Origin of the sequence: Dysgonomonas mossii, from assembly GCF_004569505.1 — a bacterium.
Taxonomy (GTDB): domain Bacteria; phylum Bacteroidota; class Bacteroidia; order Bacteroidales; family Dysgonomonadaceae; genus Dysgonomonas.
The window spans coordinates 61,296-83,353 of the sequence record NZ_SPPK01000002.1; the positions used below are offsets into that span (position 1 = coordinate 61,296).

A 22,058-nucleotide genomic window follows, 5' to 3' on the forward strand; every position below is an offset into this window, starting at 1 on the left:
ACATTATCAATCATGGAAAATTCTTCACATTACAGAGTGTTTACAAGACAATCTCTTGTTTGGATTATACTCTTTATTTTTGGAGTGTATAGTCCATTGTACGGACAATCGTGGAAGGCCTCGGGGTCGGATCAGTATCCTAAATTAGAAACTTTTGTTTCCGCCTTATCGGCTACCGATAGAGGTATTGTGGGTGACGGAGTCACCGATAATACAGCTGCGATACAAACAGCTTTAAACGACATAGCAACATGGGGTGGAGGTGCTCTTTATCTGCCCGATGGCAAATATGTAATCAATGGCGGACTGATAATTCCTAAAGGAGTTATTCTCCGTGGCGATTGGAAAAAGCCTGTGAAAGGAGAGCCGATAGGTGGTACTATCCTTATGGGATTTGCCGGTAGGGGCGATGTGAATGGCTCGCCTTTGCTCACTCTCGAATCTGCATCGGCTGTTATGGATATCGCTATTTGGTATCCCGAACAGAACCCCGATAATATAGTTGCATATCCCCCATCTATTTTGTTCGGAAAACCCGGCTATTGGGGTAATGACTTTGCGAATGCAAAGAACGTGACATTTGTAAATTCATATATCGGGCTCATGTATTCGAGAACAAATACAGGCGGCTGCCCTATTGTAAATGGAATGTATGGAACACCGCTTTCGGTAGGTGTAGAAATAGATAATATAGGTGATGTAGGGCGAATTGAGAATATCGATTTCTCACCAAGTTATTGGGCCTCATCAGGGTTGACAGGCTCTCCTGCTGCCGGAAGCGCTTTTGCAAACTGGATATACGAGCATGGGACAGGAATCGTAATGCGCAGGAACGACTGGTCGTATACTACGTATGTTCATGTAGAAAAATACAATAAAGGAATACTATTGGGCTATTCGATGTCGGCAGGCAGCGAAGGTTTTACTCCAAACGGACATTATTATGATTTGACGTTTAAGGATTGTAAAACAGCTGTCTATGCAGAAGCTGTGAATGATGTAGGTCTCTTGTGTTCTAACCTGAAAATACAAAATTGTGAAACCGGATTTTCTTTCAGACCGAATACAGGCGGAGTATTTCAGATACAAGCTTCTCAGATTGAAGCTACCTCCGAGGCTATTTCAGTGGATAAATCATCGGGTACAAAAATTTTGTTGAATCAGTCGTTAGTAAGCAAAGGTGCAATCAACATCGGCGGAGGTTCGCTTGTTGCCAATAATAATGATTTCAACAATGATAAGCCGCAGATAACTATTGGTATTGCTGCAAGGTCTATTTTAAATGGAAATCGTTTCTCGAAAGAGGTTGATATCAAGAATAAATCTATTCTCGAAAATGTAATAGACCATACGCCTGTTTCTATGGCACAAGTACCAAGCTTTGAAAAAATACAGGATCAGAGCAGAAAGCCATCGAGAGAAGTGCTTTACAATGCTGCGGCTGCACCATACAATGCTATAGGAAACGGGACAACTGATAATACGAATGCCATACAAACAGCCTTGAATCAGGCCGGAACTGATGGCGGAGGGATTGTTTTTCTTCCTCCGGGTAAGTATAAAGTCTTGGGACACCTGACAATTCCTTCGGGGGTAGAACTAAGAGGGGCGTCTGATGTACCTTCTTCTCCACTTGGCAAAGGTAGTATTATAGAAGTTTATGCAGACAAAGGCAATCCGAACGGAACTCCATTTATTAAGTTGTCTTCAAATAGCGGTATTCGTGCATTGGCGTTTAATTATCCCGAACAGGATGCACGTTTACTACCTAATATGCCATCATATCCTTATTGTATACAGGCTACAGGAGCTAATACGTATGTTATAAATATAGGGGTAAGGGCTACAGATAAATTTCTCGATTTGTTTACTTACAAATGTGATAATCATTTTGTAGACTATGTCATGGGACATGTCTTTACATCCGGTGTAAAGATCGGTGGCAACTCCAAAGACGGGATTGTACAAAATGTACATGTGAATGTAAACGCTTATGCCTACGGTGGCGAATCGAAATGGGGAAGCTGGCCAAATTCTCCTAATCCGAGTAGTGAAGGAAATCTCATCGACGCTTCTTACGTGCATGGAACAAATCATCTTCAGTTTTTAGAGGTGGGTTCGTGTGAAAACTTACGCTTATATAACGACTTTATCTTTGGAGGACATAATGGCTTTATCCTGAATGACAATGCCAAAGGCTCATCTTTAGGATTGGGCATAGACGGTAGTATAAGTGCATTCAAGGTAGTTGGAAGCGGAATCGAGTCTTTTGATCTTATCAATACCCAGATCGTTGCTTTTGGTAGCGATAGCCGATATATTGAAACAAGCCCGAACTTTACAGGGAAGGTTACTTTCTTTAATTCAGACTATTGGGGAAATCCAACAAAAGGACTTGCATTGTCGGGAGGAAAGGTAGAAATGCAAACGGCACACTTCCATCATCCCGGACAAACAGGATTGGCTTCATTAGCTTCCGGCTCAGAGTTGAGCCTTCAGGCTTCATCTGTTATGCCTGTCAACAACCTTTTGATAGGTGGAGGAGAAGCGGGATTGTCAGTCGTTTCGTCGATAACAAACTCTTCGGGAATTAATACTGCCAATGTGAAACTTTGGAAAAATAACCTTGCCCATTCTCCAAAGCTGTCAGGCGAAAATGTTTACGACCGTACAGGCTGGTCGGCTTCTGCATCGAATAATACAAATGGAGCAAGAAACGCATTGGATGGCAATCCTGCTACCCGATGGGATACTGAAGCGGTTCAAGCTCCGGGGCAATGGTTCTTGGTAGATATGAACGAAGAAAAAGATATTGATGCTATTATTCTTGATTATTCAGCCAGCTCGGGAGATTATCCTGTAGGTTATGAGATTCTCGTGTCAAGCGATGGGGCTTCGTGGAATAGCGTAGCTACAGGAAAAGGAAATAGCAACATGTTGTTTGTTATCTTAGACCAAACAGTAAAAGGACGATATATAAAAATAAACCAAACAGGATCGAAAGACTTGTACTGGTCAATCCACGAATTTTATGTTTATAAGTCTGAAGAAGTAGCCGAGGAAGTTCCTCTGGATATGACAGGATGGATTGCTTCGGCATCGAATAATACGAATGCGGCTCAGAATGCAATAGATTATGATGATGAAACCCGATGGGATACAGAAGCTCTTCAAGCTCCGGGACAGTGGTTTATGGTAGATATGAGAAAAGAACAGGAGTTTGATAAATTGGTGTTGGACTGTACCAAAAGCCCGAATGATTTTCCTGTTTCTTACGAAGTATATGTCTCTAACGACGGTACAACATGGGGAAGCCCTATACATACAGGTAATGGCAGCCCGAATAGCTTTATTATAAAGTTTGAGCCGCAGAAGTACAGATATATCCGCATTGTTCAGACAGGAACTAATCCGGGCGGTTACTGGTCGATACATGAATTTAGGGTATATAACACAAATGCAACGACTCCGATCTCCAACTCTCACAACTATGAGCATTACATCATGTACGGACAAAGCTTGTCTACAGGGCATGAATCGGATAAGCTGTCTACCGATAACCTTGATGGAAACTATATGATAGGAAGCCAAGTCTGGATAAACTATGGAAATCAGGCACTAAACACATTGAGCCCTTTAGTAGCTACCGAATATGGTACAGCTTTGGGTGAGAGTCCGTTGCACGGAGCTGTCAATCATTTACGTAAGCAAGTTCCGTTAATGCATGATGCTACGGGTAAAGAGAATCGTATTTTGGCAACATCGAGTGGAACAAGTGGAAAGAATATAGAAGAGCTTTCGAAAGAATACCAAGGCTCGGAAGTATTATATAATAATTATATCACAGCTCTGGAAAAAGCAAAAACGATTGTTGACAGAACCAACAGTACTATTTCTTGTCCGGCTATCATATTCATGCAAGGAGAATTCAATTATTACAACGAGTATGGTACAGGACTTGATGGACATGAGGGAACTGCATCGGGAGATAAAGCGACATATAAGAATTTGCTTATGACGCTAAAAAATAATATGCAAGCAGATGCTAAAGCACAGTACCAGCAGGCTGACAATCCGGTCTTCTATACCTATCAGGCAGGAGCTCAATATACAAAAGGTAGAAGCTTAGAAATAGGAATGGCACAACTGGAAGCTGCGAATGCAAATAGTGATATTATATGTGTTGGTCCCATCTATCCCATGACAGACGTTGGAGGGCACTTGGATGCAAATGGTTACCGTTGGTACGGCGAAATGATAGGGAAGGTGATATATAAAACGAAGGTTTTAGGTGAAACTTTTACACCACTGCAACCAATAGAAATTTCTCGTGTTGAAGGAAATCAAAAGCAACTGCGCATAAAATACATTGCTCCGAAGCTGCCATTGGTACTTGATACCAAAACCTTGTTAGAAATGCCTAATTATGGATTTAACGTTTATCTGAACGATGTAGAGCAAAGCATTCAGAACGTAGTGATAGACGGATCGGAACAGGATTGTGTTCTTATTACTTGTGCCAATAACCTGGATGGAGCTATCGAGGTTACTTATGCGGGTGTAGATGCTACATTGTCGGGACGAAACTTGCGAGGACATGGGAATCTGCGCGATAGCGATGACTATCAGGCATTCTTCAATTACGAACATAAAACATGGAACAATTCTCCTACTACAAGCGGAGAACCAATGGATGCTTCAGGGAATGTTATTGATGGAAAACATTATCCATTATATAATTTTAGTGTTGCTTTCTACTACAAGTTAGATGCAGACAAGGATAAATATATTGTTCCTAACCTGAGTGATATGTATTCAGATACCGACATAAGTTCGCTGAAGGTAAATGGCGATGATTGGAATATTGAGAATACTTATGTCTTAGATTGTGGTTATTCAGCGGATAAGATCGATGTGGCCGTTATTCCTGCTACCGGAGCCACAGTAAGTGGAGGCAAGTCTTTCTCTATGGATGTGAAAAAACCAGGTTTGTATGAGAAAGTTATCACAGTAACTGCCGCAGATGGTATAGCAAGCAAAAACTATACGCTGAAAGTAGAAGTGCCAATTCCTTTCAATAGTATAGTAGTACAGAAGTGGAACAATATCTTAGCTGTTAATAATAATGCGGCTACAAATGGAGGTTACGTTTTCAAAGATTACCAATGGTTTAGAAATGGAGAAAAGATTGGAACCAACAAACAATATTATTCTGCCGGAGGTAAAGAAACCGACATTCTCGATAAAGCTGCTTTGTATTCTGTAAGGATGACGACAGCAGACGGGAAAAGTTTTTCTACCTGTCAGGGAAGTGCACTCCTTAAGAGTTCGTCAACAAAAGTATATCCTAATCCGGTAAATGCTTTAGAAGTAATCAGTTTGGAAACAGATCTGGATGAGGATATGTTGAAAGGGGCAAAACTACAAGTATACACTATTGCGGGAAGTTTAGAAAAATCAATTCCTGTGGTAGGTAAAGTAACACCGTTTACGTTATCCAAAGCAGGAACATTTATAGTAAAACTTCGAACAAAGAGTGGCTTTGAAGAAGAGTTTAAGATAATAGCAAAATAAGTATAATGTATGAAAATCAAGAAAATTACAGTTCTGTTGGCTATGGCATTACTTACCAGTTCTGCCATATGCTCGCAGGATAACAAACATGAAGTGTTTTTCTCTGCAACGGGAGGAATATCTTCATTGAAATATAAAATAAATGAAGGAGATAATAAGCTGGCGTTTGGATCTTCTGTTGGGGTGGGTTACAATTACTTTCTCTCAGAAAACTGGGCGTTGAATACCGGGCTTGAATTATCTTTTATGAACTCGAAAGGACTTATGGATAATATCTCTGATGAGTATAATGCTATAGATGCCAATAACGATGAATTTCGATTTGCATATTTCATTCATTCGGTTGAAGAGAAGCATAATGCTACATTCCTGAATATACCTCTTATGGTTCAATTCCAACAATCTGTATCGAAAGGTTTTTATGCTGCCGTTGGAGGGAAAATAGGAATACCGGTCAGTGGAAAATATACAACTACTCTTTCCAATTTGTCTACTACTGCTTATTATGCCGACATTGATCTTCTTATCGATAAAGATAATGAAGTAAACGGTATAGGTCATTTTGCAGGGGCAGAGAAAAAAGCTGATTTGGATATGAAGCTGTCTTTTATGTTATCAGCCGAGGTTGGAAATAAATGGAGGCTTACCGATAAGCTAGCTCTTTACTCGGGTGTATACTGTGATTACGGACTTAACGATGTGCGGAAAAACAAAGAAAAGAGTTCTTTGTTGGGGTATAATAAGCAACATCCATCCGATTTCGAAGTGAATAGTATAACTGCATCAAAGTATCTTAAAGCAGAGGGCACAAAAGCGCTTACCGAAAAAATATATCCAATATCTATTGGGGTGAAATTAAAGTTAGCATTTGCTTATTAATATTCACAAATGTAAAAGAGGCTGCCTGAGAAGTAATTTTCAGGCAGCCTTTTCTTTATAGTATTTCTATCCTTACACTAATTACTGCTGATAATCTGAGCCAGAGATACTTGATATTTTTCGCCTAACAGCGTTGCATACTCTTTGCAAAAACTGTTATATGTACTTTTAGCGAGACTTTTTTTACCTTGTTTGTAATATACCCTGCATTTAGCAAAAAGAGCTTCCTCATTAAGTGTATCAAATAAGAAAATCAGGTTTGATGCCTTAAGAATAGCGTTGGCTTTTCCTGAATTAATTTCACGCAGAAGTATGCCCAATAAAAAGTCGATTGCAAAATCTGAATATGTGGCTTTAAAAGAGTCCAGCCATTCTTCTTGAGTGAAAGGTAAGAGCTGTCCATAACCTAATAGTTCCAATAGCTTGGACTCGGAATCCGTATCTTCCATTATTGCCTTTTGCGGTAGCCTCATGTATTTAAGTACCTCAAGATAATCGCAAATAGAGTTGTCTTCAATGGTTATCTTCCAGAAGCTATTGTTGTTTTGTACTTGCACATTCCCAATCTTTTCTAGCACCTGATTCAGTCGGTTCATGGATACATTTCTGTTGTTCCTTGCCGATTTTTCATCTTTGTCGGGCCATATCAGACTATCTATCACTTTACTGTTTATACCGGGGCCATTTTCACTATTTAAAATTATAGCAAGTACCAGACTTTTTAGTGTTGGAGTGAAGAGATCTGTAATGTCTTTACCCTCAGAGTCCTTTACGTTGAAAAAACCGAGTAGGGAAATAGCCTGACGAGAACGATCGTAATATATTTCATCGTTATTTATCAGGGATTCATCTTCTGTAAGATCATCCGTTAATGAGAAAGCGGAATGAATAGATTTCTCTTTCTTCTTTCTCATTCTTATATAAACGGCATATCCTGCGACTAAGCATATCACAGCGAAAGCTACTGCAATATATATTGTTTTAGACTCATTAGACTCGGAGGTTTTAGCCGATTGCAATATTTGGCCAGACGCTATAGGCGGATATGCTATGCTATACAGATCGATTTCCGAATTGCCTCTTTTGTAATCCTTACAGAAGAGAGCGTACAGTTTGTTTTCTTTTTCGGGCTTCATCAGAGTCGAAAAATTGTAATCAGCATTCAATTCCAAAGAGTCTATATAGGCCAATTCTTCAATTACAGGTTTTTGTCTGGCCACCTTTAGCAATATTTGTTTTCCAAGAGCTTTTGATATAACCAAAAATGAATCCTCTTCCTTATTATAGATCATATTTCCACATGGCAGAAAATGATTAGAATTATTATATTCCCAGCACAGAGATACTTTCATTGTTTTCAGGTCGATAGCATAAAGGTCGGCGGTAATGATAGAAGTCAATTCCTGTTTTCCGCTTTGGTTTCCTTCTCCTCCATAAATATACAATGTATCGCCAACGATTGCCGATGCCGACGAATAGCGAGGAGATATTACATTTAGCTGTTGGGTATTCCATTCATTGGTGGCGGGATTGATCACGGTCAAATCGTTTTTATAACGATAGAACCCATACCCGCCGAATGTAATTATTGAGGAATTAGAATTCCACAATGCGGATGTGTGATGCCAATACGACGGTTCTAATGCAGGTGCACGGTTGCTGCTCCATGTCTTATTTTCGAAAGAAAAAATAGATATAAACTTTTCCTCCAGATTATACGAAATCAGTTCATTCTTTTTAGGGTTAAAAACAACATGATTCGTATTTATATTGGCAGGCCTTCCAGATTTTACATATATAGTATCTTGCTGGTTGGTGATTACATTGTAAGAAATAATCTGTTTATTGTCAGGAATAAAATATATAATACCTCTTCCTGCATCGAACGCATACTGTATATATGTTTTATTATTTGTAGATAATGAAAAATGCTTAGTCCAGTTGGCGTAAGAGTCTATTATCCAGTCGGGGCTCATTACTGTGGCTTGGGCTTGTTTCAGCTCATCATAGCATTCGGTCTTATTATGCTGCTTTAGAATCCAATGCCTGAATAATTTATCTCCATGCGATAGCTTAATATCTTTTATGATCATCGGCGGAACTTCTTCTGTTGAAAAACCTGTAAGGTTTGACTTCCCGAAACAGATAATGGCTTCCTTCCAATCTCCTTTCTTTAATGTCAAAGTTTTGGAAAAATCTTTATACTTTATTTTTAGTGATTGATCTTTGTTTGATATCGTTATTGCTACATGAAACCATTCGTTTAGTTTGAGATCTGTTAATATGGGGATAATTTCATCATTAATTACCATGATTGGAAAATTTCCACTATTGCCCGAACTAAATCCGAGAGTTACTGAGGATTTCGATTCACTGATTATTTTTACAGTAGAGCCATATAATATAGATGTATTCTCATATTTCAAATCAAACTCCAGAGTCAATTCGTCTTTGATGTCGATATAGTTTCCGTTTTCCAAAAGCAATCCTGTCCGATCTGCTGCTAATACCTCGTATGATTTAAATCTTAATCCGTACTCAGAATTATCTGATATGCAGGGTTGGACAATATTGAATAACAGGAGAAATAGGGCGAGTGTGTATTTCATGGAAGCTTTTATTTAAAAAGGTCTTTGTGTGAACAATACAACCAATAAGTAACATACAAAATTAATGATTTTTTTCATGATAAGTTATGAGAACTTTATAATAAGTGATTTAAAAAATAAAGGAATACGGGAGTTTTTATAGTTTTTATCTTTAAAGAGCATTTTAACTGAATTTTAATTCTTAATTAATAGGCGTGTTTATGTAAATTTAAGTATCTCCCTTTTTTTTTGTAGTAAAGTAAAAAATATCATGAAATATGCCTTCATCTCTTCTCTTGATTGGGGAGATGTATTCGCCTAACGAATTGTAGTAGCTAAGTGATATCGCAAAGAAAGACGAAACAATTAATTAAATAAAATACCAAATGAATTTTAAAGGAATTTTTTTTGTGCTTGCCGCAATAATATTGACGCTGCCCTCGGGTAGAATATTGGCGCAAGCGCGAAAGCATGCGCCAACAACTGCATATCCCAGTTACAAAGGAATGATCATGGCTGGGTACCAAGGGTGGTTTCGGGCTCCAGCGGATGGAGTTATGTATCCCGACGAAAAACAAGTACGCATAGATATGTGGCCCGATGTACGAGAATACGAAAAAACATATCCTACGGGGCTTAAACTAGCCGATGGGTCTACTGCACGCTTTTTCAGTTCTACAGATAAGAGTACAGTTGATCTGCATTTCAAATGGATGCAGGAGTATGGAGTTGATGGTGTTTTTATGCAACGCTTCTTCAGTGCTGCTCAGGCTAAAGCACGGCAAGGCGGTCAAACGGCAGTTATCAAGAATGCATTTGAAGCAGCGTCTAAGTATCAGCGTGCTATCGCTATTATGTACGATCTTTCGGGACTCAGCAAGTCGGGAGAAGACTGCTCAAGCCTCATAGAAGATTGGAAATACTTGGTTGACTCTATAAAGGTGACAAACCAGAAAGGAAATAAAACATATTTGTTTTTTAATGGTAAGCCGCTTGTTGCGATATGGGGTATCGGATTTCCCGACAGGCCCTATAATACTCGTGATATCGGTATTGATCGTTTTATCGATTTTCTCAAAAATGATCCTGAATATGGAGGCTGTAGTGTAATGCTTGGAGTTCCTACCTTCTGGCGCGAACTCAATGCAGACTGCCTTCCCGATCCATACTTGCATACAATTATCCGCAAGGCAGATATTGTTCTTCCATGGACTGTACAGCGTTTTTCTCCTCTATTGCACAATGATATGGATCGCTATCGTGACTTAATAATCGGAGATATAGAGTGGTGCAGACAAAACAAAATAGATTATGTGCCTTGTGTTACACCCGGTTTTAGCTGGCATAATCTCAGTAGGTTCGAGTTCCCTGATGATATTAAACCCTCCGGGTCGATACCGCGTCAGGGCGGGCGTTTTTACTGGCAACAGATATCCACGGCTATTAATGCAGGGGCTAGTATGCTTTATGTAGCTATGTTTGATGAGGTAAACGAAGGCACAGCTATCTTTAAATGTACCGATAATCCTCCGGTAAGTGATATAGCCAAGTTTGTAGGTATGGACGGTATGCCATCCGACCACTATTTGTGGCTTACAGGAGAAGCAACAAAAATGATGCGTAGACAAAAACCATTGAGTATCAAAATGCCGAAACGAGAGTAATTAATATTCTTGAATAATACTTTATAGTGTATTATTATATTGATTTTATACGAAAAATAACTGAGATAATTTTATAAATTTAAAAGGTTAATGCTTCTGCAACCTGAATAAATGCCAAACAAAATAAAAATGAGAAAGTATTTTATACTAACTGTTCTGATTGCCCTTTCCATTAGTATGTATGCTACGGAAAGAATAAAATATCCTTACCCGTTCAACCCTATGCAGGGGTTGGTAAATGATGTGGAAAAGCCATACAGACAAGAATTGTGCCTGAACGGTAAATGGGACTTTATGCCAATATACGGAGCGAAAGCGTCAGATTTTAAGAAGCCTGTGACTTTCAAAAAAGAAAACGTTGCTATAAAGATACCGTCACCATGGAATGTAAATCATTTTACAGACGGACAGGGGGGAGATTTTACCGCTTATCCAAGTTATCCCAAAGAGTGGGAAAAAGCCGAGATAGGATGGATGCGGAAAGATGTGTCTGTACCCTCAGATTGGAGTGGTAAACAGGTTATTCTCCATTTTGAAGCTGTGATGGGAAAAACCGAGGTGTATGTAAATGGTCAGAAAGTGGCTGAAAACTTTGAATTATTCCTACCCTTCGAGGCGGATATAACATCTTTCATAAAGCCCGGACAAGAAAATGAAATACTTGTCGGTGTAGCCAAAGGCAGCTTGTTTGATAATCATGGAAAATATGGGCGTAGAACCTACGTAGGAGGGTCTATGTGGGGTATCGAAATGGCAGGGATATGGCAAGACGTATATATGTTTGCCTATAATCAGGTGTATGTAGAAGACTTGTTTATTCAGCCCGATGTACAGAATAAAAAATTAAGAATAGAACTCGATATTAAAAATGCATCCTCGCAGAAGCGAACTCTAAACTTGGATGCTGAGGTAAAAAAATGGTACAATCTGGCTGGACGTACAATTAATGAAAGTCCCGAACAGAAAGGAGAGGTCGCTGCTCAGGCTTCATTGACTTTTCCTACAGAAAAAAAGATTGTATTACAACCCAATTCAACCACAAAAGTTATAATTGAAAAAATTGTAAACGGAGAACTCGAATATTGGACGCCCGAAACACCAAATCTTTACGGCTTGGTCGTAAATGTGACCGAAAACAATAAAACAATAGATAAGAAGTATAACCGTTTTGGTTGGCGTCAGTTTACAATTTCAGGAGATAGGTTGTTGCTGAATGGCAAACAGATATCTTTGAGAGGCGACTCATGGCACTTTATGGGAGTGCCTCAGATGACGCGCCGCTACCCTTGGGCATGGTTTAGTATGCTTAAAGATGTGAATGCAAATGCAGTTCGTTTACATGCTCAGCCTTTCCCTCGTTTTTATCTGGATGTTGCCGACGAAATGGGTATCTGCATACTGGATGAAACGGGTATCTGGTCGAGCGACGGAGGACCGAAGATCGATAGCGACGATTATTGGGAGAGTTGTGTAGAACATATTCGCCGTCTTATAAAAAGAGATAAGAACTATGCATCGGTATTCGGCTGGAGTGTTTGCAACGAAACAGTTCCTGTAGCGGTACACGTATTTAAAGCACCGGAAGAGCTCATTCAAAAACAACTAGATGAAATAAACCGATGGGTAAAGGTGACAGCCGAACTAGACCCTACTCGACCTTGGATATCGGGCGATGGAGAAACCGACCGACCAACCGATCTGCCTACTGTTATCGGTCATTACGGTGGTATGGGCGGTATGCGAAAATGGGCATCGGAAGGAAAACCGTGGGGGATAGGAGAGCAGAGTATGGCATATTACGGAACTCCTAAACAATCGTCAGAGTATAACGGTAATAGATCTTACGAGAGTATGCTCGGTAGGATGGAGGGTGTAGCAATAGAAAGCTATGAACTTATAAAAACTCAACGTGACCTGAATGCTTCGTATAGCAGTATATTCAATCTGGCATGGTATGGATTGCAACCTCTTGAGCTGGGAATGAAAGATACAACACGTCCTCCTGTTGCAGATGATGGTATCTTCTTCTACTTCCAAGAAGGCGGATATGGAATGCAGCCGGAGCGCTTAGGCCCATATACTACTACTCTCAATCCGGGATATGATATGTCGTTGCCGCTTTATAGAGAATGGCCTTTGCTAGATGCTGTGCGCAAGGCTAATGCAACGCCGATGCTGCCGTATAGCGGAAAGATAGAAGATAAAAAAGAAATAGAAAAAGTAGTCCCAGCTGTCTATGCTATTGTATTATATGCTTCGGTGGATTCGAAACTAAAGGAAAATCTTGAAAATTTAGGATTGAAAATCCTCACTGATTCAAAGATCACAAATAAAACTTTGGTAATAATAGACGGAAATAATCCTCCGACAAACACCAAAGAACAACAGTTAAAAATACAGAAGGCGATTGAAGCCGGAGCAAAAATTCTCCTAATGGGCGTAAATCCACAATCAAGAGATTTCATCAATGCTATCCTTCCTTATTCTGTATCGTTGGAAGACAGAAAAGCCACTTCATTTCTGAAAGAGGGAACACCTGTTTTGTTGCAAGGATTAAATCATGCTGATTTTTATTTCTCAGAGCTTATGCCACGAGGCAAAACGGCAATGCATTATGGTATGTCAGGAGATTTTGTAATGAAATCGGATGTATTATTGAGAGCATGCAATACCGATTGGCAACGTTGGAATTATCAGGCTGAGACATCGAAGACCGGAAATGTCTTCCGTAGCGAGCGAGAATCTAAAGGAGCAGATGTGGTAATAGCCTCTCTCAAACAAGGGAACGCTGAAATAATTCTTTCTACACTCGACCTCTCAGAAATAGCCTTGGAGACCCAGTCTTTGCTTACCAAAATGCTGTTGAATCTGGGAGCTGCTATTTCCAATGATAATATAAAAAGCATGCAGGCATTAGATACTAAGGCGCAGTTACAAAAGTCACTAGTTGTATCCTTAAGTAAAGATGCTCATTCGGTAGAAGATTTATTGTCAACCGATTTTCTGAAGGGTGAGGCGGATATTATTCCTCAACTGAATACAATATCTGACAATCAATCGTGGGCAGTAGCAATTGCCGAGAATGGATTGTTTTCATTGGCAAAGCCCGAAAGAGACAGAACGGCTGTGGCTTATATGAGTTTTTGGATATATAGCCCACGCTCATTGAGTAATCTGCTGGCTGAGCCTGATATGCCGAGTTTGGATATGTTTTTAGACTTTGAAGGTGGATTTGCGGTTTACTTGAACAAGAATAAAGTATTTTCAAAAGAAAGTGTTGGGCAGGCAGAGACTAAGGTTCCTAATATAATGCTGGATAAAGGATGGAATCATATGGTTATAAAATTGGTGAATCCGAGGAATAATTCCCAGATAAAAACGAACATCCGTTTCAACTCGGCAGATAAAAACTTTATGAAGCAGATATTATCGTCTGTAGTAAGATAACGTGAAATAAAGAAAGAATAAGACATGAAAATAAAATCGATATTACTATCCTTTTTCATATTGACTTGTATAGTCTCTTGTGGACAGAAACAAAATAGCACTTCGAAAGAGAATGATAAGAATTATAAGTACGATTCGTATAATGGTTTGGTAATGGCTGGTTATCAGGGGTGGTTCAATACCCCGGATGATGGTGCTAACAGGGGTTGGTATCATTACAAAGGGAGAAAAGGATTCTGTCCCGGATCGAGCTCAGTAGACTATTGGCCTGATGTATCGGAATATGAGAAGACATATAAGACAGAGTTTGTTTTTCCCGATGGAAGCCCTGCATATACCTTTAGTTCGTATGACGAGTCTACTGTTGATACCCATTTTCGATGGATGAAAGAATATGGACTCGATGGTGTATTTATGCAACGGTTTGTGAATGAAATAAAGAATCCGAGCGGCAAGAATCATTTCAACAAAGTGCTGATCTCGGCAATGAAGGCAGCGCAGAAATATCAACGGGCTATATGTGTGATGTACGACCTGAGTGGCATGCGCTCAGGTGATGAAAAAGTTTTGCTGGACGATTTTGACGAGTTGGTAAAAGCTTATGACATCAAAGACCAAAAGAAAAATCCGTCTTATCTCCATCACAATGGAAAACCATTGGTGGTGATATGGGGTGTAGGATTTAATGATAATAGAGCATACGGATTATCTGATATAGAAATCATGGTGGATAAACTTAAAGAAAGCGGATTTAGTATAATGCTTGGAGTCCCTACATACTGGCGTACTCTTACCTCAGATACGATGGAAGATCCGAAGCTCCATGAGTTGATAAGAAAAAGTGATATAATTATGCCTTGGTTTGTAGGTCGTTACAATGAGGCTTCATATTCTCCTTTTGCCAAGCTTATATCTGAAGACATAGCCTGGTGTAAAGAAAATAAAGTAGATTATGTTCCTTTGGCCTTCCCCGGCTTTTCGTGGAAAAATCTGAAAGGTGATAATACCTCGCAGATACCTTGTAATAGAGGTTCATTCTTGTGGAAACAAATGAGTGAGTCGATAAAAGCAGGTGCAAAGTCTCTTTATATAGCAATGTTTGATGAAATTGATGAGGGAACAGCCATCTTCAAATGTGCAACACAAGTTCCTGTGGGTATATCGGGAAGCACTTTTGTTCCTATCGAAGAAGGATTGCAGAGTGATCATTATTTATGGTTGGTAGGGGAAGCAGGTAAAATGCTTCGCAAAGAAAGAGATTTGACAACCTCTCTGCCTCAAAGAAAATAAATATCTTTTGGTAGATCATTAGAGAATGAGTTCCTCCTAAGTTTTACCCATTTGATTTCAGATAGCGGCTTATAGAATGCTTATAGCCGCTATTGTTGTATAACAACCGAATACAAAAGCATAGAAACATTTTGCAAGGATGGTTGAAAATGACTATATTTAACATCTTTAAGTCAAATGCCAGTGTAAATTATTTAATTGTTAATTTTATATCATAAAAATTCATGAAATTAAACTTGATCTTAGCATTCCTTTTGGTTGCTGTTATGGCAACATCTCAAACAAGAGATTGGGAGAATCCCGAAGTTTTTGCTATCAATAAAGAAAAACCCAGAGCCTCGTTCTTGCCCTATCCCGATGCAAAGCTTGCAGCTCAAGATGACTATTCGGCATCACCTTACTTTATGTCGTTAGATGGTACCTGGAAGTTTCATTGGGTGGCTAAGCCATCCGAAGCTCCTGCTGATTTTTATAAAGAAAACTATGATGTAAGCAAATGGACAGATATGCCTGTACCGGGAAATTGGGAGTTTAACGGATTTGGTATTCCCATCTACACCAATGTAATTTACCCATTCCCAACAAATCCGCCTTATGTAAACGAGAACGATAATCCCGTAGGTTCGTATAAGCATCAATTTGATCTTCCTCAGACATGGGACGGACGCAAAGTTTTCATTCACTTTGAAGGTGGAACTACCGCTATGTATCTGTGGATAAATGGCCAGAAGGTAGGGTATACCGAGAATGCGAAGAGCCCGGCTGAATTTGATATTACTCCTTATGTGCGAAAAGGAAGAAATACTTTGGCTTGTCAGGTTTATAAATATAGTGATGGGTCGTACATTGAAGATCAGGATATGTGGCGATTGGGAGGTATCAACCGCAGTGTTTATCTCTATAGCACAGCAGAGACACGTATATCAGACTTTTTTGCACATCCTGACTTGGATGCTAATTACAAGAATGGGGTGTTTAGTCTTGATGTGGAATTGAAAAATTATGCTACCCAGAATAAAAACCAAACAGTAGAAGTTACTTTGCTCGATGGTGCAGGAAAAAGCGTATTTAGTAAATCTCAAAAAGTAACGGTTCCTTCTAATGGTTTGAAAGAAACAACTTTTAGCGGTACAGTGTCTAATCCGTTAAAATGGACAGCCGAAACGCCTAACTTATATACTTTGCTGATCTCTCTTAAAGATGAGAAAAACAAGATTGTAGAGGTTACATCTAGCAAAATAGGTTTCCGTAAAATAGAAATCAAAAATGCCCAAGTCCTTATTAATGGCAAAAAGGTGTACTTTAAAGGAGTCAATCTGCACGAATATAATTATAAGACAGGGCAGGTTGTAAACCGCGAGGTGATGATGCGCAATATACAGTTGATGAAAGAATTGAATATTAATGCCGTGCGTACATCTCACTATCCTCAGCCTACATTGTGGTATAAGCTGTGCGACCAATACGGAATCTATCTGGTAGATGAGGCAAATCAAGAGTCGCATGGATTGGGATATGGTCCGAGCAATGTATCTAACCTTCCTGAATGGAATGCCACTCATATGGACAGAATAAAGAACGTGGTGGAAAGAGATAAAAATCATGCGTCGGTTATTTTCTGGTCGTTAGGGAATGAGTCCGGCAATGGCAAAGCATTTTTCGATACTTATGATTGGGCAAAAGCAAGAGATAAGAGCCGCCCTGTGCAATACGAACAAGCACATCAAAGAGACAGGAATACTGATATATTCTGCCCGATGTATCCATCATGGGAATCTATGAAGCGTGATGCTGCCAGAGATTTGGAGAAACCTTATATTATGTGTGAATATGCACATGCGATGGGAAATAGTATGGGTAATATGCAAGAATACTGGGACGTTATGCGTAGCAGTAAGAATATGCAAGGAGGTTTTATTTGGGAATGGTACAATCATGGTTTCCCTGCAAAAGATGATCAGGGCAGATTCTTCTGGGCGTATGGTGGCGACCTGGGCGGATATAACCTTGTTAATGATGGAAATTTCTGTATGGATGGTATGATTAGCCCCGATCAGAATTATTTGCCACATACTCACATTGTAAAAAAAGTGTATCAAAATATACTATTCAAAGCGAAAGATCTGAATAATGGTATCATAACAGTGATAAATGATTATAAATTCACTGATCTTACAAATGATAACTACTCTTACGAATGGGTGTTGTTGAAGAATGGCAACGTGGAATCGAAAGGAACATTTGACGTATCCGTCCCTGCCGACTCTCAGAAAGATGTGAAACTAAATATACCGCAAATAAAGGCTGAGCCGGGAGTGGAGTATTTCTTACAGGTTTACGCTTACAATAAGAAAGAAACACCTTTCCTAAAGGCCGGATTTGAAGTAGCAAAAGAAGAATTTGCATACGATACAAACAACTATTTTACTGAAAAAGGAAAGTCAGGCTCATTAAATATTTCTAAAGAGCAGGATCAGATAATCGTAACATCAGGCACTCTGAAATATCAGTTTGCGACAAAAGACACACGTCGTGGACTTACCCGGTTTGAGAGTGACGGAAGACCTGTAATGCGCGAATTGCCTCGTTTCAACTTCTGGAGGGGGCCTACCGATAATGACTTTGGTGCAAACGATCAGATTAATCTTCGCTTGTGGGAAGTGGCAGGAGATAATACCCGTTACAGCTATTTGGGCAGTGAAGAGAAAGACGGAAATATTGCTATAAAATATGAATGTAAACTGTCTGCCATAGAAGCAAAAGTAGATCTGACGTATACCGTGAATAAGGATGGAAGCCTGAATATAAAGGCTGATTATAAGGCATTGTCAGATAATTTGCCGGATATGATGCGATTTGGAATGATAATGACTTTGCCTAGAGAATACAATGACTTTGCATGGTATGGACGTGGTCCTCATGAAAATTATATAGATCGCAAACATGATTCATTCATGGGTGTTTGGAAAGGGAAGGTAGAAGATCAGGCATTTAGTTATTACCGTCCACAAGAAACAGGAAATAAGACTGATGTGCGTTGGTTGACTCTCACAAATGGCCAGAATAAAGGTGTTCGTGTTGAAGGAGGGCAACCTTTGTCTGTAAGTGCAACTAATTATAAGCCGGAAGATCTGGATCCGGGTAGAACCAAAAAGCAACAGCACTGGTCGGATGTATTGCCTCGAAATGAAGTTGTACTTTGTGTAGATTTGTTTCAACGCGGGGTAGCCGGCTTAGATTCGTGGGGTGCAAGACCTTTAAGCAAGTATAGTTTTACTGATAAAGAATATAGTTACAACTTTACGATAAGCCTTGAGAAGTAACTTATAAAAAATATAATATTCATGAAATGCTTGTGTTTTTATTTAACACAAGCATTTTTTTTATTTAAAAGGAGTACAATCTCTACTGTCTACCGAATAAAAGGCTTTTAACCACAGTATACTCTCTATCCAAAAAGTTTAAGTCATATATCATCTTATTTATTTAAAATTATGTTGTTATTTTTGTACAAGTTCGTAGAAGTAGTAATATAGACAAATATGTAACACAAGATATCACATGAAAAAGAGTTATGCTAGTTATTTATTATGTATCCTATTGCTTTGTTTATATTCCTCTTTTGCAAAAGCAAATAATCCATATATTGTAAACTTTGATAGAAACACATACGGTGCAGCAAACAAAAACTGGTCTATAGATCAGGATGAAAGAGGGTGTACTTATTTTGGAAATGATATCGGGTTGCTGCAATTTAATGGCGTAGAGTGGAAGCTTTTTCAGATGGCCAACAGGTCTGTGGTAAGGAGTGTGGCAGTACTCGATCATCAAACGATATTTACCGGTGGTTATGAAGAATTTGGCCTTTGGAAAAGAGATATTTCCGGGCAATTGAAATATACATCATTAAAATCTTTGGTTGATCAGAAATCGATGCAGGAAAATGATTTCTGGAAGATATGGTTTAATGATAATAAGGTGTACTTTCAATCTTTTAATTCCATTTTCATATACGATTATAAAACTGTTAAGCAAATAAAGATAAATAAGAATATTCTTTTTTTGCTGAAAGTCCGTGGACAATTTTGGGTACAAGAAATGCAAGGCGAATTGTTCCGATTGATAGACGATAAGCTTACAAAAATAAATGATGGAGCGTTTTTCACAGGGAAAGATGTCAGAACGATTTTACCTTACAAAAAAGATCAATATTTGATCTGTACTGCAACTAACGGTCTTTATATCTATGATGGGGTGAAAAGCTCCCCTTGGAATACTCCCATTTCATCAGCTTTGAAGCTAAATGAACTTAATTGTGGATTACTCACTTCACGAGGAACATATTTTTTTGGTTCTATCCTTAACGGTATATATGAGGTTGACGAAAACGGCAATATATTAAATCATTTTTCTACAGCCACAGAGCTTAACAACAATACGGTATTATCGTTGCGCGAAGACAAAAACGGAAATTTTTGGGCCGGATTAGATAGGGGGATAGCATATATACAGTATCTAGACAATATGAGTTATTATACTGATCCGAATGGAAATATAGGGGCTGTATATGATGCTTTTTATTGGAAAAATAAACTCTATATAGGAACTAATCAGGGGCTGTTTTATATGCCTGAGGGTAAACTGCAATCAGTAAACTCTCTAGAAAACCTTAGATTGGTAAACGGAACGCAAGGACAAGTATGGAGTTTGCGTGTTATAGACAATAAGCTGATATGTTGCCACAATCGTGGTGCGATGATTATCGAGGATGATAAGTCATATCCTTATTTACCTTTTATAATGTCTGGCATCTATGATATAAAAGAATATACGGTAAATAAAGCTGAAATATTAGCTGTATCAACTTACAATCACTTGAAGATAGTTCATAAAGGAACAAATAAGGTCTATGATATAGACGAGAGCCGAGGACCTGTCTTCAAGAGTGAACTCGATCATCTGGGAAATATATGGGTTCAGCATCCATACAAAGGGACTTACAGATACCTATTCAATGACGATGTGATGGGCGTAAAGAGTTGGAGTTATTATGGAGATAATACGCAAGAAAATTTGCCTCATAAACTATCGATGTTTAAAGTGGGAGGGCGTATAATCTTGTTCGGCGATAATAATTTTCTGACGTATGACGAAATAGATAATACGATCAAGCCAAACGAGAAGCTGAATAACTGCTTTAAGTCTATTAATAAAATAAAGAAGATTATTCATATCAAGGATAATTCTTTCTGGGCTATAACGGATAAAAGCCTTTTCAAATTCAGTTATGATGGGAGTGAAGCCAAAATTGAAGAAAGATATAATATCGGGGTTCATAAACTATCGTTAGTAGAAGGATACGAGAATATTTCTATCTTGAATGATTCAATAAACTTCATTTGTTTAGATAATGGCTTCCTACTCTATAATGACAAAATTCCTGCAAAGAAATATAAGTCGGTTCAGGACAGGCCATATCTGGAAACCTTAGAGATAAAATCAACGAAAGGGAAGTTCGATTTTAGAGATCCGGCAACATTGTCTGAGGTTCCTTACGAATATAATTCGGTTACTTTTAGTTTTATATCCGATCAGGTATTAAGCCGAAATCTTTTATTCCAGTACAAGCTGGTAGGAATAGATAATGAATGGTCGAAACCTCAGAAGATAGATAAAGTAACCTATGACCGTTTATCTGCCGGAAAATATACGTTCATGCTTCGTACTACAGACAATATTGGCTACACATCCGAGATTACTACGTCTCAGTTTGTTGTATTGTCTCCTTGGTATTTATCTTTGTGGGCTTACCTGATCTATATATTACTTATTATGTTTGTTGCATATATCGTATGGGTTATCATCCTAAAGAGATATAAGAATAAACACCTGCAAAAAATAAGACAGAGAGAAGCCGAAAGACTACAAACCATAAATCAGGAATTACAAAGTGAAATAGAGAAAAAAGATGCGGAAATCTTCGACCAGACTTCATTTACTATCCAAAAGAATGAGATTATACTGTCTATAAAAGAAGTGATTGATGAGTTCTGTCTTTCAAGTGATAATAAAACTTTGAAGCTTTTATATCAGAAGGTATTGCCTATCTTAAACAATAATTTGGAGGATGATAACGATTGGAAAATCTTATTGATAAAATTTGAACAGAAACACACTAATTTCTTCAAGAAATTGAAGATTCTATATCCCGAACTCACCCCCAACGACCTTAAACTTTGCGCATGTTTGAAGCTAAATCTCGAGACAAAAGACATTGCCTCTCTTATGAATTTATCGACGAGATCGGTCGAAAACAATCGTTATAGACTGAGAAAGAAACTTAACCTCAGGTCTACACAGAATCTAAATGATTTTATTTTAAATCTCGATTAATTTAAAATAATATTCTGTAATACATTTGTTTATGTGTGTTAGAGTGGAAAGTGTGCATTGTTAATGTACGTTAAATAGAGTGCGTGCGTATTTGATGTGAACCCTCCTTTTACATGATCTTGTCTGTGTGCTTTAATTTTGGCATAAATCTAAATATCATGGAAAGAGTCACCTCACTCTATAGCCGGTTGGCTATTGTAAACATTACTCCTGCCTTATTATT

At 38.6% G+C, this 22,058-nt stretch carries 8 protein-coding genes; 7 read left to right on the top strand and 1 reads right to left on the bottom strand.

All coding sequences use genetic code 11. The annotated features are described in order from the left end of the window. Positions 1-12 precede the first annotated feature (12 nt). Entirely contained in the window at positions 13-5,574 is a 5,562-nt protein-coding gene (locus E4T88_RS05680) for a discoidin domain-containing protein (RefSeq protein ID WP_135104512.1), read from the top strand. A gap of 9 nt (positions 5,575-5,583) precedes the next feature. Continuing rightward, positions 5,584-6,453 (top strand): outer membrane beta-barrel protein, encoded by an 870-nt coding sequence (locus E4T88_RS05685; RefSeq protein ID WP_135104513.1) that lies wholly within the window; start codon positions 5,584-5,586, stop codon positions 6,451-6,453. Positions 6,454-6,530: 77 nt separating this feature from the next. Here the strand turns inward: E4T88_RS05685 and E4T88_RS05690 are convergent, their stop codons facing one another. Beyond that, positions 6,531-9,062 (bottom strand): Kelch repeat-containing protein, encoded by a 2,532-nt coding sequence (locus E4T88_RS05690; protein WP_135104514.1) that lies wholly within the window; start codon positions 9,060-9,062, stop codon positions 6,531-6,533. A gap of 365 nt (positions 9,063-9,427) precedes the next feature. Between E4T88_RS05690 and E4T88_RS05695 the strand changes: the two genes are divergently transcribed. The 5 genes from E4T88_RS05695 to E4T88_RS05715 all read left to right on the top strand — a co-directional run bounded on the left by E4T88_RS05695 (position 9,428) and on the right by E4T88_RS05715 (position 21,835). Continuing rightward, positions 9,428-10,705 carry a glycoside hydrolase family 99 protein gene (locus tag E4T88_RS05695; protein WP_135104515.1) on the top strand — a complete coding sequence of 426 codons (1,278 nt, stop codon included), beginning with the start codon at positions 9,428-9,430 and terminating at the stop codon, positions 10,703-10,705. A 129-nt stretch (positions 10,706-10,834) separates the two neighbouring features. Next, positions 10,835-14,152 carry a glycoside hydrolase family 2 protein gene (locus tag E4T88_RS05700; RefSeq protein WP_167755435.1) on the top strand — a complete coding sequence of 1,106 codons (3,318 nt, stop codon included), beginning with the start codon at positions 10,835-10,837 and terminating at the stop codon, positions 14,150-14,152. A gap of 24 nt (positions 14,153-14,176) precedes the next feature. Beyond that, complete coding sequence (locus E4T88_RS05705; protein WP_135104517.1) at positions 14,177-15,442, top strand: glycoside hydrolase family 99 protein; 1,266 nt, start codon at positions 14,177-14,179, stop codon at positions 15,440-15,442. Between the two features lie 224 nt (positions 15,443-15,666). Next, positions 15,667-18,765: a beta-galactosidase, LacZ type gene (lacZ, locus tag E4T88_RS05710; protein ID WP_135104518.1), complete on the top strand. Its 3,099-nt coding sequence runs from the start codon at positions 15,667-15,669 to the stop codon at positions 18,763-18,765. A 238-nt stretch (positions 18,766-19,003) separates the two neighbouring features. Beyond that, positions 19,004-21,835: a triple tyrosine motif-containing protein gene (locus tag E4T88_RS05715; protein ID WP_135104519.1), complete on the top strand. Its 2,832-nt coding sequence runs from the start codon at positions 19,004-19,006 to the stop codon at positions 21,833-21,835. Positions 21,836-22,058 lie beyond the last annotated feature (223 nt).

Bases quoted from the DNA above. Each gene is read 5' to 3' on its own strand.
- E4T88_RS05680 (WP_135104512.1), top strand. From the start codon at position 13: ATGGAAAATTCTTCACATTACAGAGTGTTTACAAGACAATCTCTTGTT.
- E4T88_RS05685 (WP_135104513.1), top strand. From the start codon at position 5,584: ATGAAAATCAAGAAAATTACAGTTCTGTTGGCTATGGCATTACTTACC.
- E4T88_RS05690 (WP_135104514.1), bottom strand. From the start codon at position 9,062: ATGAAATACACACTCGCCCTATTTCTCCTGTTATTCAATATTGTCCAA.
- E4T88_RS05695 (WP_135104515.1), top strand. From the start codon at position 9,428: ATGAATTTTAAAGGAATTTTTTTTGTGCTTGCCGCAATAATATTGACG.
- E4T88_RS05700 (WP_167755435.1), top strand. From the start codon at position 10,835: ATGAGAAAGTATTTTATACTAACTGTTCTGATTGCCCTTTCCATTAGT.
- E4T88_RS05705 (WP_135104517.1), top strand. From the start codon at position 14,177: ATGAAAATAAAATCGATATTACTATCCTTTTTCATATTGACTTGTATA.
- lacZ (WP_135104518.1), top strand. From the start codon at position 15,667: ATGAAATTAAACTTGATCTTAGCATTCCTTTTGGTTGCTGTTATGGCA.
- E4T88_RS05715 (WP_135104519.1), top strand. From the start codon at position 19,004: ATGAAAAAGAGTTATGCTAGTTATTTATTATGTATCCTATTGCTTTGT.